General features: G+C 65.7%; 11 protein-coding genes. 4 read left to right on the top strand and 7 right to left on the bottom strand.

What is annotated here, in order from left to right; translation table 11 throughout:
- The first annotated feature begins 53 nt into the window (after positions 1 to 53).
- Positions 54 to 1,955 carry a serine/threonine-protein kinase gene (locus ACLP9N_RS38105; RefSeq protein ID WP_442412238.1) on the top strand — a complete coding sequence of 634 codons (1,902 nt, stop codon included), beginning with the start codon at positions 54 to 56 and terminating at the stop codon, positions 1,953 to 1,955.
- Between the two features lie 32 nt (positions 1,956 to 1,987).
- Here ACLP9N_RS38105 and ACLP9N_RS38100 read toward each other — a convergent pair whose 3' ends face one another.
- Positions 1,988 to 3,586, bottom strand: coding sequence for an Nramp family divalent metal transporter (locus tag ACLP9N_RS38100; protein ID WP_442412256.1), 1,599 nt, complete (start codon positions 3,584 to 3,586; stop codon positions 1,988 to 1,990).
- A gap of 77 nt (positions 3,587 to 3,663) precedes the next feature.
- Entirely contained in the window at positions 3,664 to 4,953 is a 1,290-nt protein-coding gene (locus tag ACLP9N_RS38095) for a magnesium transporter MgtE N-terminal domain-containing protein (RefSeq protein WP_442412255.1), read from the bottom strand.
- A 373-nt stretch (positions 4,954 to 5,326) separates the two neighbouring features.
- Here ACLP9N_RS38095 and ACLP9N_RS38090 point away from each other — a divergent pair, with 373 nt between their 5' ends.
- The 3 genes from ACLP9N_RS38090 to ACLP9N_RS38080 all read left to right on the top strand — a co-directional run bounded on the left by ACLP9N_RS38090 (position 5,327) and on the right by ACLP9N_RS38080 (position 9,094).
- Positions 5,327 to 6,160: a thioesterase family protein gene (locus tag ACLP9N_RS38090; RefSeq protein WP_442412237.1), complete on the top strand. Its 834-nt coding sequence runs from the start codon at positions 5,327 to 5,329 to the stop codon at positions 6,158 to 6,160.
- Between the two features lie 2 nt (positions 6,161 to 6,162).
- A complete protein-coding gene (locus ACLP9N_RS38085; RefSeq protein ID WP_442412254.1) occupies positions 6,163 to 7,716 on the top strand; it encodes a class I adenylate-forming enzyme family protein in 1,554 nt (517 codons plus the stop codon).
- Positions 7,717 to 7,813: 97 nt separating this feature from the next.
- The gene (locus ACLP9N_RS38080) at positions 7,814 to 9,094 is read left to right on the top strand and encodes an MFS transporter (RefSeq protein WP_442412236.1); all 1,281 of its coding nucleotides are present in this window, start codon (positions 7,814 to 7,816) and stop codon (positions 9,092 to 9,094) included.
- A gap of 13 nt (positions 9,095 to 9,107) precedes the next feature.
- On the opposite strand, the gene ACLP9N_RS38075 is transcribed toward ACLP9N_RS38080, so the two are convergent.
- The 5 genes from ACLP9N_RS38075 to ACLP9N_RS38055 form a co-directional block, all read right to left on the bottom strand.
- Positions 9,108 to 9,383: a hypothetical protein gene (locus ACLP9N_RS38075; protein ID WP_442412235.1), complete on the bottom strand. Its 276-nt coding sequence runs from the start codon at positions 9,381 to 9,383 to the stop codon at positions 9,108 to 9,110.
- Positions 9,380 to 10,144 (bottom strand): glutamate racemase, encoded by a 765-nt coding sequence (locus ACLP9N_RS38070; RefSeq protein ID WP_442412234.1) that lies wholly within the window; start codon positions 10,142 to 10,144, stop codon positions 9,380 to 9,382. The genes ACLP9N_RS38075 and ACLP9N_RS38070 overlap by 4 nt, the downstream gene beginning before the upstream one ends.
- A gap of 5 nt (positions 10,145 to 10,149) precedes the next feature.
- Positions 10,150 to 10,668: a class I SAM-dependent methyltransferase gene (locus ACLP9N_RS38065; protein ID WP_442412233.1), complete on the bottom strand. Its 519-nt coding sequence runs from the start codon at positions 10,666 to 10,668 to the stop codon at positions 10,150 to 10,152.
- Positions 10,580 to 12,094, bottom strand: a complete 1,515-nt coding sequence (locus tag ACLP9N_RS38060) for a hypothetical protein (protein WP_442412232.1) — start codon at positions 12,092 to 12,094, stop codon at positions 10,580 to 10,582. Before ACLP9N_RS38060 ends, ACLP9N_RS38065 begins: the two co-directional genes overlap by 89 nt.
- Positions 12,095 to 12,340: 246 nt before the next feature.
- A complete protein-coding gene (locus ACLP9N_RS38055; RefSeq protein ID WP_442412231.1) occupies positions 12,341 to 13,225 on the bottom strand; it encodes an alpha/beta fold hydrolase in 885 nt (294 codons plus the stop codon).
- Positions 13,226 to 13,284: the final 59 nt, after the last annotated feature.

Below are 13,284 nucleotides of genomic sequence, written 5' to 3'. Positions count from 1 at the left end.
TCATTAGGCCGAAATGCAGGTGCCGCTGTACTGAGAGGATTTACGATTTGCCCATGTCGCTTGAGCGTGGCCAGGTGTTCGCTGGATACACGATCGTGCGGGTGCTGGGCACGGGTGGGATGGGCAGTGTGTATTTGGCGTCGCATCCCCGGTTGCCGCGCCAGGACGCGCTGAAGGTGTTGCCGGCGGACTTGACCGCCGATGCGGAGTTTCGGGCGCGATTTCTGCGCGAGGCGGAACTGGCGGCGGGTCTGTCGCATCCCAATATCGTGGGCATTCATGACCGCGGGGAAGAGGACGGCCAGTTCTGGATTTCGATGGACTATGTGGCCGGCACCGACGCGGGCCGCTTCTTGCGCGAGCACTATCCGGGCGGGATGCCCCTAGAGGAGGTGGCCCCGATCATCGCCGCGGTGGGCTCGGCGCTGGATTACGCCCATCATCGAGGGTTGTTGCACCGCGACGTCAAGCCGGCCAACATTCTGTTGGCCGATCCCGATGGGCAAGAGCGGCGGGCGTTTTTGGCTGATTTCGGCATCGCGCGCAGCATCGATGACGCGGCGGGGCTGACGGCGACGAACATGACGGTGGGCACGGTGAATTACGCGGCGCCCGAGCAGTTGAGGGGTGAGTCCATCGATGGGCGGGCCGATCAATATGCGTTGGCCTGCACCGCTTTTCATTTGTTGGCCGGGGTGGCGCCGTTTGAGGACTCCAATCCGGCGGTGGTGATCAGCCGCCATGTCAACGCCCCGCCGCCCTCGATCGGCGCGCGTCGCCCCGAATTGGCGGGTCTGGATGCGGTGTTTGCCACCGCGATGGCCAAAGAGCCGTCCCGGCGGTTTGGCGGCTGTGCCGAATTCGCCACGCACCTGGCCCAGCAGCCGAATCAGGGTTTTGCCTACGCCGGTGCGATTCCGTTCCCCGACACCCAACCGTCGCTGGACGTCACGGCACCCGCACTGCCAACGCGGACGGCACCACCCCTCACCAAGCCACGGCGCCCTCGCGTGCTGGTCGGTGCCCTGCTCGGTATCGCGTTGCTGATCGCTGGTGGTGTTTTCGCGGTGGTGAAGCTCACTCAGCATCACCATCCGGGCGCCACGCCGCGCACCCTAGGCGGCACTACCCCGACACCCAACACGGGCCCCTTCACCGGCGTCTACCAGGTCCGCTTCGGGCCGGCCACCAAGCTCGACGGTGCCGTGGTTGCGGGTGAGAAGCCGCTAACGGACACCTATGCCGTCCGCTCGGTGTGTCGCCCCGCCGGGTGCGTGGCAACCGCGGCACGCCTCAGCGGCGAGATGAGGCTCGCGTCGAGCACGATATTCGACCAGGTAGGCGGACGCTGGGTGGGCGTAACTCTCGTGTCGGACAAGTGCCGAGACGCTCCTGACGAAATCTGGCAGGTGTTCACGCTGGAACCGCGTCCCGACGGCACCTTCACCGGCAACTACCGCGGGGCTGCCGCCAATGCCTGCGCCGAAAAACGAACGGTGACCTTCACCCGCACCGGAGACGTCGATGTCAACAGCCTGCCCGACCCGGGCAGCTTACCGCCGCGGGTGGCATCGCCGGCCGAAGCGCTACACGGCCGTTACCACATGACACGAAAGTTCGCGAACGGCGCGCCACCGAGTCAGGACGGCCCGGCCGTCATTACCGACTGTCTCCGCACCGGCGATCGATGCATGAGCTATTTCCACTCGGGATCGTTCGACACACCACTGGTATTCGGCGCCGGGAACTGGAACTTGCACGTCGAGCACGACGAAGACGCCCCGAACTGCGGCGGCCAGGTCGGTGTGAAAATCACTGCCCAATACCCGCTGCCTCAACCAGCACACGATCCCATCACGCTGCTCACCGGGCACGGTCATCTGGACGAGACCGGGTCTGCGTCTTGCGAGGTAAGCGTTGATGTCGACGAAACATTTACGCGCATCGGCGATTAACCCGGGCCTTTGGCGTCCTGGCCGACCCGGGGCTATCCGCGGCTGACCTGGATGGCTTTGACCACCAGTAGCAGAGCTCCGACGATCAAATAGCCGCGCAGAGCGATCATGCCGAGTCGGGTGCCAGATGACCAGGTGACCGGCTCGAGCAATGTCAAGGGGGGCATCCGCCAGGTGGTGCGGTCGACGGGGCGCGCCGAGGGTTTTACGGGGGGTGGTGTGGGTTGGCGGCGGGCCAACCAGCGCAGCGCTAGTACCGCGGCGGCGGCGAATATGACTAGGGCCAGGGCCAGGTAGCCGGTGAGCGCGATGACGTTGAGGTGACGGAACAAGGTGGTGGCCATCAGGATCCCCGACAGCAGCAGCAGGGTGCCGACGATCAGCCCGGCGACCCAGTTGAGCCAGGTCCGATTGACCCAGGGCCCCAACACTTCCCGGTCATTGCACAACAGCAGTAGAAACACGCTGGCGCTGGGTAAGAGCAGACCGGCAAGGGCCTGTACGGCGGTGGTGATCAACCCCAGCGGGGCGCCGGGGATCAGTACGATGGCCGCGGCCAACACCACCATTGCGGTGTAGGAGAGGTAAAACTGTTTGGCGTCGGCGAACCCGCGGTGCAGCGAGTGCTTCAGGCCGAACACATCACCGAAGGCGTAGCTGGTGGCCAGCGTCACCGCGGCTGCGCCGAGGATCGAGGCGTCGATCAGCACGATCGCAAATACCGAGCCGAGAGCCGCGCTGTGCTGGCCGAGCAGGTGTGCGATGGCCCCGGCGTCGGTGAAGTTACCCACGGTGTTGGTGGAGCGCGCCGCCCAATTGCCGGTCATGAGCAGCGCGGCGGCGCCGACTATCACGACGAGGGCACCCAGCACGGTGTCGGCGCGTTCGTAGCCCATGAAACGGGGGGTGATGCGTTTGTCGACGACGTTGGACTGCTGAAAAAACAACTGCCAGGGTGCCACGGTCGTTCCGACAATGGCGATGATCAGCAGCACCGCGTCCGAGCTCATCCCACCCGAGATGCTTGGCACGACAAACGACTTCGCCGCGTTGCCCCACTGCGGGTGCGACATCAGCAGCATCGGGATCTGCAACAGGCTGACGGCAATGAAGACGAACATGGCGCGCTCCCACCGGCGAAAGCTGCCGCTTGCCATAATCGCGACCAGCGCCACAGCCGAGATCGGCACCACAACGTATTTGGAGACGCCCATGTACTCGGCGGCCAGTGTGATTCCGATGAACTCGGTGACGATCGTCAGGAAGTTCAGCAGGAACAGGTCGCCTACGGAAAACCAGCCCCAGCCACGGCCGAAGCGTTCGTTGATCAATCGGGCGTGCCCGACCCCGGTGACCGCGCCCAGCCGGACCACCATCTCCTGGTTGACGATAAGCACTGGGACTAGCAACAGCAGCACCCACAGCAGCGAGTAGCCGTAGTTCTGGCCAGCCTGGGCGTAGGTGGCCACCCCGCCGGCATCGTTATCGCCGACCATCACGATGATCCCAGGACCGACGATGGCCAGCAGGGTCAGCAGTCGGGTCTTCAGCGTGCGGGCAGTCTCGGTGTCGCCGACGCTGATGCGCCCGAACGCGCCCTCGATGTCACCCAGGTGCGCGGTGTCGAGCACGGCGCTGCGCTGAGGCGCGGCCCCTTCGGTGCGATCGGCCGGCGCCCCTGAGCTGGTGGTTTTGTCCGCGCTCGAGGTCACGGAGTCTCACCTCCCGGCACCGGCGCGTTGATGTCGTCGGATTGGGTGATTTCGCGGACCGGACGAGGGGCGGGTTCGCGGCGGCGCCAGTCCTCGGGGATGGTGGCCTCCAACACATCGTCGACGGTGACCACGCCGAGCACGCGGTCCTGCTCGTCGACGACGGGAATGGAGTAGAGGTTGAAGTCGGCCATCAACAGGGCGATGTCGGTCAGGTCGGCATCGGCACTCACGCACACCGGGTCGGAATCCATCAGCGCCCCAACGCTTTCACTGGCTTCGGCCTGCAACAGGGTGATGACCGACACCACACCGGCGAGATGCCTACCCTGATCGATCACGTGCACCTTGATCAGTGCCTCCGCTTGTATGCTGTGCGCGGCGGCGATCAGGGCCAGCGCCGAGCCCGCGGTTGCGGTGGCGGCACAGGAGACGAAGTCTAGGTTCATCAGCCCGCCGGCGCTCTCGGGATTGAACCCCATCAGGGTGATCACCTTGGTGCGCTGCGGGGCCGGCATCAGCTCCAGCACGCGCCGGCGCCGCGATTGGCGTAGGTCTGCGATCGCATCGGCGGCATCGTCGGCGCGCATTCGGCCTAGCAGAGCGGCCACCTCGTCATCGGGCATGCCATTGAGCAGCCGGGTGGCCTTTTCTGGGTCGAGTTCTTCGAAGACGTCTGCTTCGAGTTCCGGGTCGCTGTGCACGCGGTCGAGGATTTCACCGCCCTCGGCCTTGTCCGCTTCCTCGAGAAGATCAGCGATTTCGGCGGCTTTGAACTCACCGAATCGGTCCGACAGACGCCGCACGGCATCGGAGCGAGCGTGGCCGATCAGCGGTTCAAATGCCTTCCAATCGCGGGCCGCATGGCCGCCAGATTGCTTGATCAGCCCGAACAATTTTGGTGGGCGGCGAGTGTCCAGCCGCGCTACCACCCACCCGGCGCCGGAATCTTCGAGCTCGACGTCGTAGGCGCGCACCAACTCCACGGCGGCAACATCGATCATCCGGTGGCCCAACACATCGGTGCGCAGCAGCACCTCACCGTCGCGGCGTTCGAAACCACGAAGGTCAACCTTGTTCTTGGCCAGCACAACTCGGTCAGCAAGGTACTCCTCAATGGATTTGCTGCCGATAAACACCCGCCGCCCGCCAACCCCGGCGACAATCCCGGTCACCAACGGGTACTCATCGTTGCCGCGCAGGCGTACGATCACGTCCTCGACCCGGCCCACTTCCTCGCCCGACCGGGCGAGCACCGGGGCGCGCAGCAGCTGGGAGAGATGGATTTCCGGCCGACCGGCGTTTTCAGCAGCCGTCTCTGATGGGCTCACTTGTCCTCCTCAACGCTGTGCGATAGGCCCCGCCAACAGGCTGCACAATATCGCGATGCCATGTGCGGGTAGGGCTAACACCTAGGTTTGGTGATGGCGCAAGTATCGTCGCTTGACCGGCTCGGCCGCCAGAGCGTACGCCCCGTTTGCGGCGGCGATCTACAACCAGTAGGTAAACGGCGGACGGCCATTCGGAAGACGGGCGGGTCATTGGGTTGCATGAAGTCGAACACCGAGTGACTGGAAGGGATACTGTAATATCTACGGTTCGTTAGCTGCAAAGGAGAAATTCCATGAAAGTCGCCTCTGTGCGCCCGGCGGTCACCCAGTGACCGAGCCGAAAGTGGTGTCGGACGACGTCGATCTGGCGGGGTCGTCGCCGTACTTCTTCCGCGACCAAAGCCGCTATGTGCCAACCAGAGTCGCTCGCGGAGGATGGGGTCCATCGATGAGCGGCCACGTTGTCGGCGGCCTGTTGGCCCGGGCGGTCGAGCGGACGGTCGATGACCCACAGCTGCATCCGGCCCGGCTGAGTGTTGACCTCCCTGCGCCGGCTGCGCTGGAACCGGTCGAGGTGCACACCCGGGTGCAACATGAGCGGCGTCGATTACTGCTCGTCGAAGCGGTTCTGACACAGCGTGGCGAGCCCGTGGCGCGGGCGAGTGCACTGTTTTTGCGGCGAGGCCCCCAGCCCGACGGGAAGGTGTGGTCACAACCCGTGCCGATGCCCCCGCTGCCCATCGAGCTTGACGGCACGAACCCGACGCTTTTCCTGAGGACCTATGGCTGGGGCGGTGCGGTTCAAAATCCCGATCCCGATTGGGACACATCCGGACCGAAATACACGTGGTTGCACGAAACGCGGCCGTTGATCGGCGACGAACCTCTGACCCCTTTCACCCGTGCGGCGATGTGTGCTGACGTCACGGCCGCAATCGCCAACTGGGGCACAGAGGCGTTGCAGTTCATCAACGTGGACTACACCCTGACGCTGAGCCGACTGCCCGAAGGGCCCCACATCGGGCTCGCCGCGCTTACGCACTACAGCTACGACGGGGTGGCCAACGGTTCAGCCGTTGTCGTAGACCACAAGGGTCCAGTCGGCAGTGCGCTGTCTGTGTCGATCGCGCACTCTGGATTTCGTCCACCGCCCGCTGGTTGAGGATCCCAAGCGTGTCGGACGGTAGGACGTTCTGGACGTTGATCGCCGACGCCGCACGACGCGAACCGAACCGCCGGCTGGTCGCCGATGACCACGGTCGCAGCCTAACCGCACGGCAGCTCCACGATGCTGCCTGCGCAACGGCTGCAGCTTTCGCCAAAAGTGGGATCGGGGCGGGGACTGTCGTGTCCTGGCAGCTGCCGACGACGCTCGAGACCATGGTTGTCATGGCAGCGCTGGCTCGACTCAGCGCGGCGCAAAACCCGATCATCCCGATACTGCGAGAACACGAGGTCGGATTCATCACCGCCCAGCTGGCCACCGAATTCCTTGTGGTGCCCGAGTTTTGGCGCGGATTCGACCATGGCGGCCTTGCCCGCGCATTGTCCGCGGATAAGGGCTTCGAGGTCATCACCGTTGACCTGGCGACACCCCCGGTCGCCGGTGAGCTCCGGCTGCCCGGCGCGAGCGTCGATGGCCTCCCGGTACCTGCCGAACCCACCGGCGACACCCGATGGATCTACTACTCGTCGGGGACCACCGCGGCCCCCAAAGGGATCCGCCATACCGACGCGTCAGTGATCGCCGGCTCCGCAGGCGTGCTGGACATGGTCGGTGCCACTAGCAGCGACGTGAATCCGATTGTGTTTCCGGTCGCCCATATCGGCGGGGCCGCGATGCTGGCCGCCGCACTGCTGACCGGCATGCGATTAGTGCTGTTCGAGGCGTTCGATCCGGCCACGACACCGATTGCCATCGCGGCGCACAACCCGACGTTCCTGGGCACGGCAACCCCGTTTTTCGTGGCATACCTCGAAGCCCAGCGAGCCCACGGCGATCGGGCGCTGTTTCCATCCCTGCGCGCGTGCCTGGCAGGAGGCGCACCCGTCACCGCCGAACTTGGACGCCAGGTCCGCGAAACCCTCGGCGTAGCCGGCATCGCCAACTCCTGGGGCCTCACCGAGTTTCCCGTCGCGACCTCACCGGCCTTTACAGCTGCCCCGGAGGTGCTTGACTACACCGTTGGTCCGCCAGTGCCGGGGGTCAGCGTCCGCGTGGCCGACAACCTGGGCAACGAACTGCCCGTCGGGCATGAAGGTGAGCTGCGGCTCAAGGGACCCCAGTGCTTCCTCGGCTATGCCGACGCCGCACTTGACGCGGACGCGTTCGACAAGGGCGGCTGGCTACGCACGGGCGATCTCGGGATGGTCGATGCGGATGGCAATGTCCGTGTCACAGGCCGTATCAAGGATGCGATCATCCGCAACGCGGAGAATGTTTCGGCCCTCGAGGTCGAAAATGTGCTAGCCGCTCATCCCGCGGTCGCTGACGTCGCGGTCATCGGAGTGCCCGATCCTAGCGCCGGCGAGCGCGTCTGCGCCGTGGTGGTTCCCGCTTCAGTCGATGGTGTGTCATTGGAATCCCTTGTGCAGCATTGCCAATTGCGGGCACTGAGCCGCTACAAACACCCCGAGCGCCTCGTGATCGTGGATGCTCTGCCGCGCAATCAATTCGGAAAGGTGATCAAGAAAGATCTTCGCGAGGCCTTCGGCTGAGCCGTGAAAAATCCAGCCTCGGCGGTATCCGAGTTGGGAACGATGGTAGAACCGGATCAACCGAAGGCACACGATGAGTTCATCGAGGGAGCGGGCCATGCCCACGCGACGTCGCACGCCGCTCAATCGGTCGCAGATTGCCGGGTTCTGGGGCGCATGGACCGGTTGGACGCTCGACGGGATGGATTCGTTCATCTACGCGCTGGTGCTCACGCCCGCGCTGACCGAGCTGTTACCGCGTTCGGGCTTTGCCGCGACAACGTCCAGCGTCGGGCTCGCGGGATCGATCCTGTTTGCCCTTTTCCTGGTGGGCTGGGGCCTGTCGTTCATCTGGGGTCCGATTGCTGACCGGTTCGGTCGGACCAAGGTGCTGGCCGCGACCATCTTCACTTTCGCCATCTTTACCGGGCTTTCGGCCGCGGCCCAAAACGTCTGGGAGTTAGCGACTTTCCGCTTCATCGCGGGTGTTGGAATCGGTGGTGAGTGGGCGCTCGCCGGGACGTACGTGGCCGAGGCGTGGCCCGAGGACCGGCGCAAGATGGGTGCCGGCTACTTGCAGACCGGCTACTACGCCGGCTTCTTTCTGGCGGCGGCGCTGAATTACACAGTCGGCGTGCATTTTGGGTGGCGCGCGATGTTCCTGACGGGCGCGGTGCCGGTCGTGGTCGCCATACTGATCTTGACGCGCGTGAAGGAAACCGAGAAGTGGCAGGAGGCCGAGGCGGCGGACGGCAAGGCCCGCGTGAAGCCGCTGCGCGAAATCCTCGGGCCGCGCTACCGGCGCCGCACCTGGGTGGCTTGCGCGCTGGTAACAGTCGCGATCCTGGGTTTATGGGCGGGCGCCGTCTATGAGCCGTCCGCCGTGATTCAGTTGGCGCAGAAGGCAGGTCTAGATAAGAGCGGCGCGACCAAAACCGCATCGTGGGCCACCGGCCTGTTGTCGATCGGCACCATACTGGGGTGTCTGGTCTTGCCGTTGATTGCCGAACGCGTCGGTCGCAGAAAGACGCTCGCGATTTATTTTGCGGGGATGGCGATCTCGATTGCCGGCAGCTTTGGCTGGGCGTTCTATCTGCCCAACGGGCTCGCGCCGTTCATCGCGTGGCTTTTCGTGCTCGGTTTCTTCGGCGGCAACTTCGCGCTCTTCAGCCTCTGGCTGCCCGAGCAGTTCGAGACGCGTGTGCGCGCGACGGCGTTTGCGTTCTGCACGTCTTTCGGCCGTTTTGTCGGCGCGGGCGTGAACTTCTTGCTGGGTGCCGCGGTGCTGCACACGCATACGTTGGGCTTGCCGGTTGCGCTGACGGCGGTGGCTTTCGTCATCGGGCTGTTCATCATTCCGTTGGCACCCGAGACGCGCGGGCAGGCGCTTCCGCAATAGGATCAAGGTCCCGTCAGCGCATCGTGCCTAAGACCATTACCCCCACAACGATCGACACCGTCCCGAGGCCGATACTGACCGCGGCCGTCGGACGTTTTCTCGCTCCAGGTGTCGCGTGGGAGCGCGCGACAACGCCGGCCGCAACCGCCGCAGTGCCCAAGCCAATCCCGATGATGTGCCAGCTCGTGACAACCGCGAGTGCACCCAGGGCCAAGGCGGCGGTTTCCCACTTGTCCTGACGGATGCTTGGCCTGCGCGGGAAGCGGGTGTAATAGGTCGCCTGCGTCATGGCCGGACGACCTTGGCGGTCAACGTTGTTCCCCACGCGCGAGCCGCACCTCGCCGCATCGACTTCGGATCGCCGGTGGTGAAGAACCTCCGCGTACCGAGTTCGGCGCTGCCACGGGTGTGCGGATACCGCTCGGCGATAGCCACGGCCAGTCGCTCGGCCGGGTCGATCAATTGGGCGTGCGGGAGTGCGGCCGCGAACCAGCGGCGCGCGGCCGGGTAGTGGGTACAGGCCAGCACCAGCGCGTCGACGCGCCGCAGCGGCGCGAGAATCTTGGCCAGGTCGCTTCGGAACTCTGGGGAGCCGGTATGACCGGCCTCGATGTGTGCGGACAGCGGCTGTGCCACCCGCGACAACACCACTCGCCCTCGTCTGGCCAGCCCGCGCCGGTAGTGACCCGCCGCGATGGTACGCCGCCCGCCCACCACGCCAACCTGTCCGGTCAGCTCTTCGGGGACGGAGGCCAACCCGTACTCGATGATGCCCTCGACCGGGATCGCCGCCGCACCAAGCCTTCCCACCACAGTGCTGGCCGCGTTGCACGCCAGAACCACCTCGGTGGCGCCGCGTTCGGCGAGTGCGTCGACCACCGCGGTGAGGCGGCCGGCCAGCTCGTCGACTCGCATCCGGCCGTAGGGGGTGGCGCCGGCGTCCGACCAATACAGCACGGGCAGCCCGGGTGCGGCTTGGTCGAGGGCCTGTACCAGGCCGAGGCCGCCGATGCCCCAGTCGACGACCCCTAGGCAAGGGTTCGTGTTCATGCGCATCAGGGGTAGGAGAGTGGGGCGGTGCGGCCTTTGGGAAGGGGCCCCGAGTCGAAAGCCACCACGCGTGCAGCCATGGTCGTTGTCAATGTCTTCAGGGTCTTCGGGCCTCTGCCGGGGAAGCGGCTTTCGAAGTACCAGCTGTACTCGTGCTCGGCCCGGATTGGATTGTGCCGCAGCATCTCCAGCCAGTCCGGCTGGCTGGTCAACGCGGCCAAGTCTTTGGCGAACTGCGGGTGGCTCCGCCGCGACCACAGGTGCGCGAAGGCCGACTGGGCAAGCACGCCGAACTCGCGCATGCGTACCGGGTGCTCGACCATGTCGACGACCCACAGTCGTCCGCCCGGGGCGAGCACTCGCCGGATCTCGGCCATGACCGGATCCCAGTCCAGGTACCGGAAGGACAGAAACGAGATCACCACATCGACGTGGTCATCGGGGACATCCAGCGCCGGCCCGTTGACTTTCAGGAACCGCAGCCGGGCGCGGTCGCGGTTGCGTTCCCTTGCCCGAGCGAGCATTCCGGCTGAGCTGTCTGCCCCGATGCCGAAGTCGATGACCCCCGTTGTCGTCAAGCGCGCGCAGCAAAGCGCCGTTGCCGCAACCGATTTCCAGCACCCGCAACGGCCGTCCAATCGCGGCGCGGGCACGCGCGGCCCGCTCGGCGACCCACTGCCATTCGTCGGCGCGGACGCGGATGTCCGTGTAGGCGCGGTCGTAGAGCTCGGCCACCCGATCATAGGATCGCTCCGTATGCGCCGCCGCAGGAGCGCATTGCACCATTGGCTCCGCCGCGCGCCCAACATACTTGCGGACGCTGCCGCCGAGACCGTGGGATTTCTTCCCGGGCGCGGCGATCATGTAGAGACTTGGGCGGGTCGTCGGATGACGGCCCGCCCACGCGAACCGGTCTTTGCGAGTGGACACGGTGGTGTAGTTGTAGTTGCCGAACGCGAGAACCCCGAACACGTCGGCGAAGAAGGGCGCGAACCAGCGCGCCGTCCGGCAGGCGTGAAAATACGCTCGCGCGTCGGCGGCGAACGGGATTGCCATTTCCCGCCATTCGTGCGGAGAGAATTGCTCGGGCCAATCGGTCGAACCGAACATCGGCCCGTACATCCCCGCATGGCTGATCAGATGCAGTTGGCTGAGCAGTCGGCCCGAGTCGGCGAACCCGGCCAACTCGGCGATGAAGTCGGCGTTGTGGTGCAGGGCCGAGACGACCACCTCGGCGTCGGGATGCGCGACGGCCAGCTCGCGAGCCATGGTGTCCGCTGCGACTGCGAACTCGGCCGACCCGCCGCGGTAGTGGGTGGTGTGCGCCACCCAAATCATCGGAATTGCTTGGTGTTTAGGGGCAATTTGGGCGAAGGGCACGCGAGGGTGGTCGCCTTGCGGAATCCAGGCGCCGTAGTTGCCCACCAGCTCCAGCACCTCGGCCCGCTGCAGGTCGAACACCCGCATGCTGGGTGGTGGCGGGCTGTAGAGGTGCAGGCTCAGCCCGTCCGCTTCGGCCGCCATGTCGTGGATCACCTCGCGCGTGATGCGAATCGGTGCATCGGGGCTCTGGGTGGCCGTCTCGGTGACGGCCAGCTGCGCGCCGTCCCAACCAAACCGCCGCTCGTGGAAGGTGCCCTCGACCGGGATCACGATGCCGCCTGAGCCGCCGTGGTCATGCGGCGCACAGCGGTGGCCTGGGCGCCAGCGGGCGAGCATGATCTCGACGTTGTCGTCGACACGCAGAACCGCACGCGAGTACGGCTCGCCGTCATTGGGGAGTTCTGCCACGCCGGATAGCAGCGGCCGGGCCTGCGCGACGCGGGCCAGTAGCTCGGGACCCGGCATCTCGCCACGCACGGCTACTGGGGCCAGGGCGTCGAGCAACGGGGTCAGCTCCGCGAGCGCGTGGCGGATCATGGGCGCCGGGTAGTGGGCGGTGTCGGTCATCTCGGTGTCCTCTTGTTATGGAGATGGCCGCATGTGGCGGGTCGTGCGTTGCTGCTGATGCCCTGGTCGCGGCCAGTAGCTACACGCTTTCGCGGAGGCCTCAAAGCATTCTTGGAGCATTCTTGGAGTTGCCCCACGTGCCCCGTCTGTCGCTCCAGTTGCCGAGGGTTCGAGGGGGTTTTGCCCGGCTCACAGCGACTGTGAAGATTAATGGGCCGCGGCGCACCCCAGATTCCGCGTTAACCGTCAGTCGGTATTGGCGTGCCGGGTGAGGAAGTCCAAGACAGCTTGCGCGAAAAGGTCGTTGCGGTCGCCGGCGATCATGTGGCCCGCGCCGTGAACATCGACGAACTCCACCGTGGGGAAGCGGGAAAGGAATTCGTCCGCCCGCTCCTGACTGACGAGGTCGCTCACCTGGCCTCGCACCAAAAGCATGGGCACGCCGTGGCGCAGGATCGCGTCGACGGCAGCGTGCATGCGATCGGTGTCGGTCACCTCGGTCGGGGGGAAAGGCGAAGTGCCGCTGATGAATTTCGGGTCCCAGTGCCAGTACCAGCGATCACCGCGGCGGCGCAGGTTGGTCCGCAGGCCATCGAGATCGGTTGGGCGGGGCCGATGCGGGTTGTATTCGGCGATCGCGTCAGCGACCTCGTCGAGGGATTCGAACCCAGATGCCATGCGGTCAGCCATGAATGTGTGGATTCGGTTCGCCCCGGACGGGTCCATATCGGGCACGATGTCCACCAAAACCACCGCGCTCGCGATGCCCGGCGAGATCTCGCCCGCGAGAAGCATCGAGGTGAAACCACCCAGGGAGGCGCCCACCAGCACCGGGCGCGGCGGCAGCTGGCGCAATACTTCTTGGACGTCTCCGGCGAAGCTGACGACGCGGTAGTCGCCCTCGTCCGACCAGTCCGATTCTCCATGGCCGCGGAAGTCGACGGTGATCGCTTGCCACCCACGCCCGGCCACCGCTGCAGCGGCGCGGCCCCACGAACGGCGGGTCTGCCCGCCGCCGTGCAGGAACACCACCGCCCGCGCTCCGGGATCGCCCTGGCGATCGGAAACGATGCGAACGCCCCCGGGCCCGGAGGTCACGAACGTTTCGGGCGCTTCAGGCGCTTCAGACATCCTGGGATCCTATTGGGCCGCCACGAAGCCCTACCGCATACCCCAAACACGGGTGCCGT

Source organism: Mycobacterium sp. (assembly GCF_052144515.1).
Classification (GTDB): Bacteria; Actinomycetota; Actinomycetes; order Mycobacteriales; family Mycobacteriaceae; genus Mycobacterium.
Note: the sequence above shows the minus strand (reverse complement) of the source record. Positions and strands in the feature narration are given on the sequence as shown.

Coding starts and splice junctions, on each gene's coding strand:
- ACLP9N_RS38065 (WP_442412233.1), bottom strand. CDS start 10,668: ATGCTCGCTCGGGCAAGGGAACGCAACCGCGACCGCGCCCGGCTGCGG.
- ACLP9N_RS38105 (WP_442412238.1), top strand. CDS start 54: ATGTCGCTTGAGCGTGGCCAGGTGTTCGCTGGATACACGATCGTGCGG.
- ACLP9N_RS38060 (WP_442412232.1), bottom strand. CDS start 12,094: ATGACCGACACCGCCCACTACCCGGCGCCCATGATCCGCCACGCGCTC.
- ACLP9N_RS38080 (WP_442412236.1), top strand. CDS start 7,814: ATGCCCACGCGACGTCGCACGCCGCTCAATCGGTCGCAGATTGCCGGG.
- ACLP9N_RS38075 (WP_442412235.1), bottom strand. CDS start 9,383: ATGACGCAGGCGACCTATTACACCCGCTTCCCGCGCAGGCCAAGCATC.
- ACLP9N_RS38070 (WP_442412234.1), bottom strand. CDS start 10,144: ATGAACACGAACCCTTGCCTAGGGGTCGTCGACTGGGGCATCGGCGGC.
- ACLP9N_RS38055 (WP_442412231.1), bottom strand. CDS start 13,225: ATGTCTGAAGCGCCTGAAGCGCCCGAAACGTTCGTGACCTCCGGGCCC.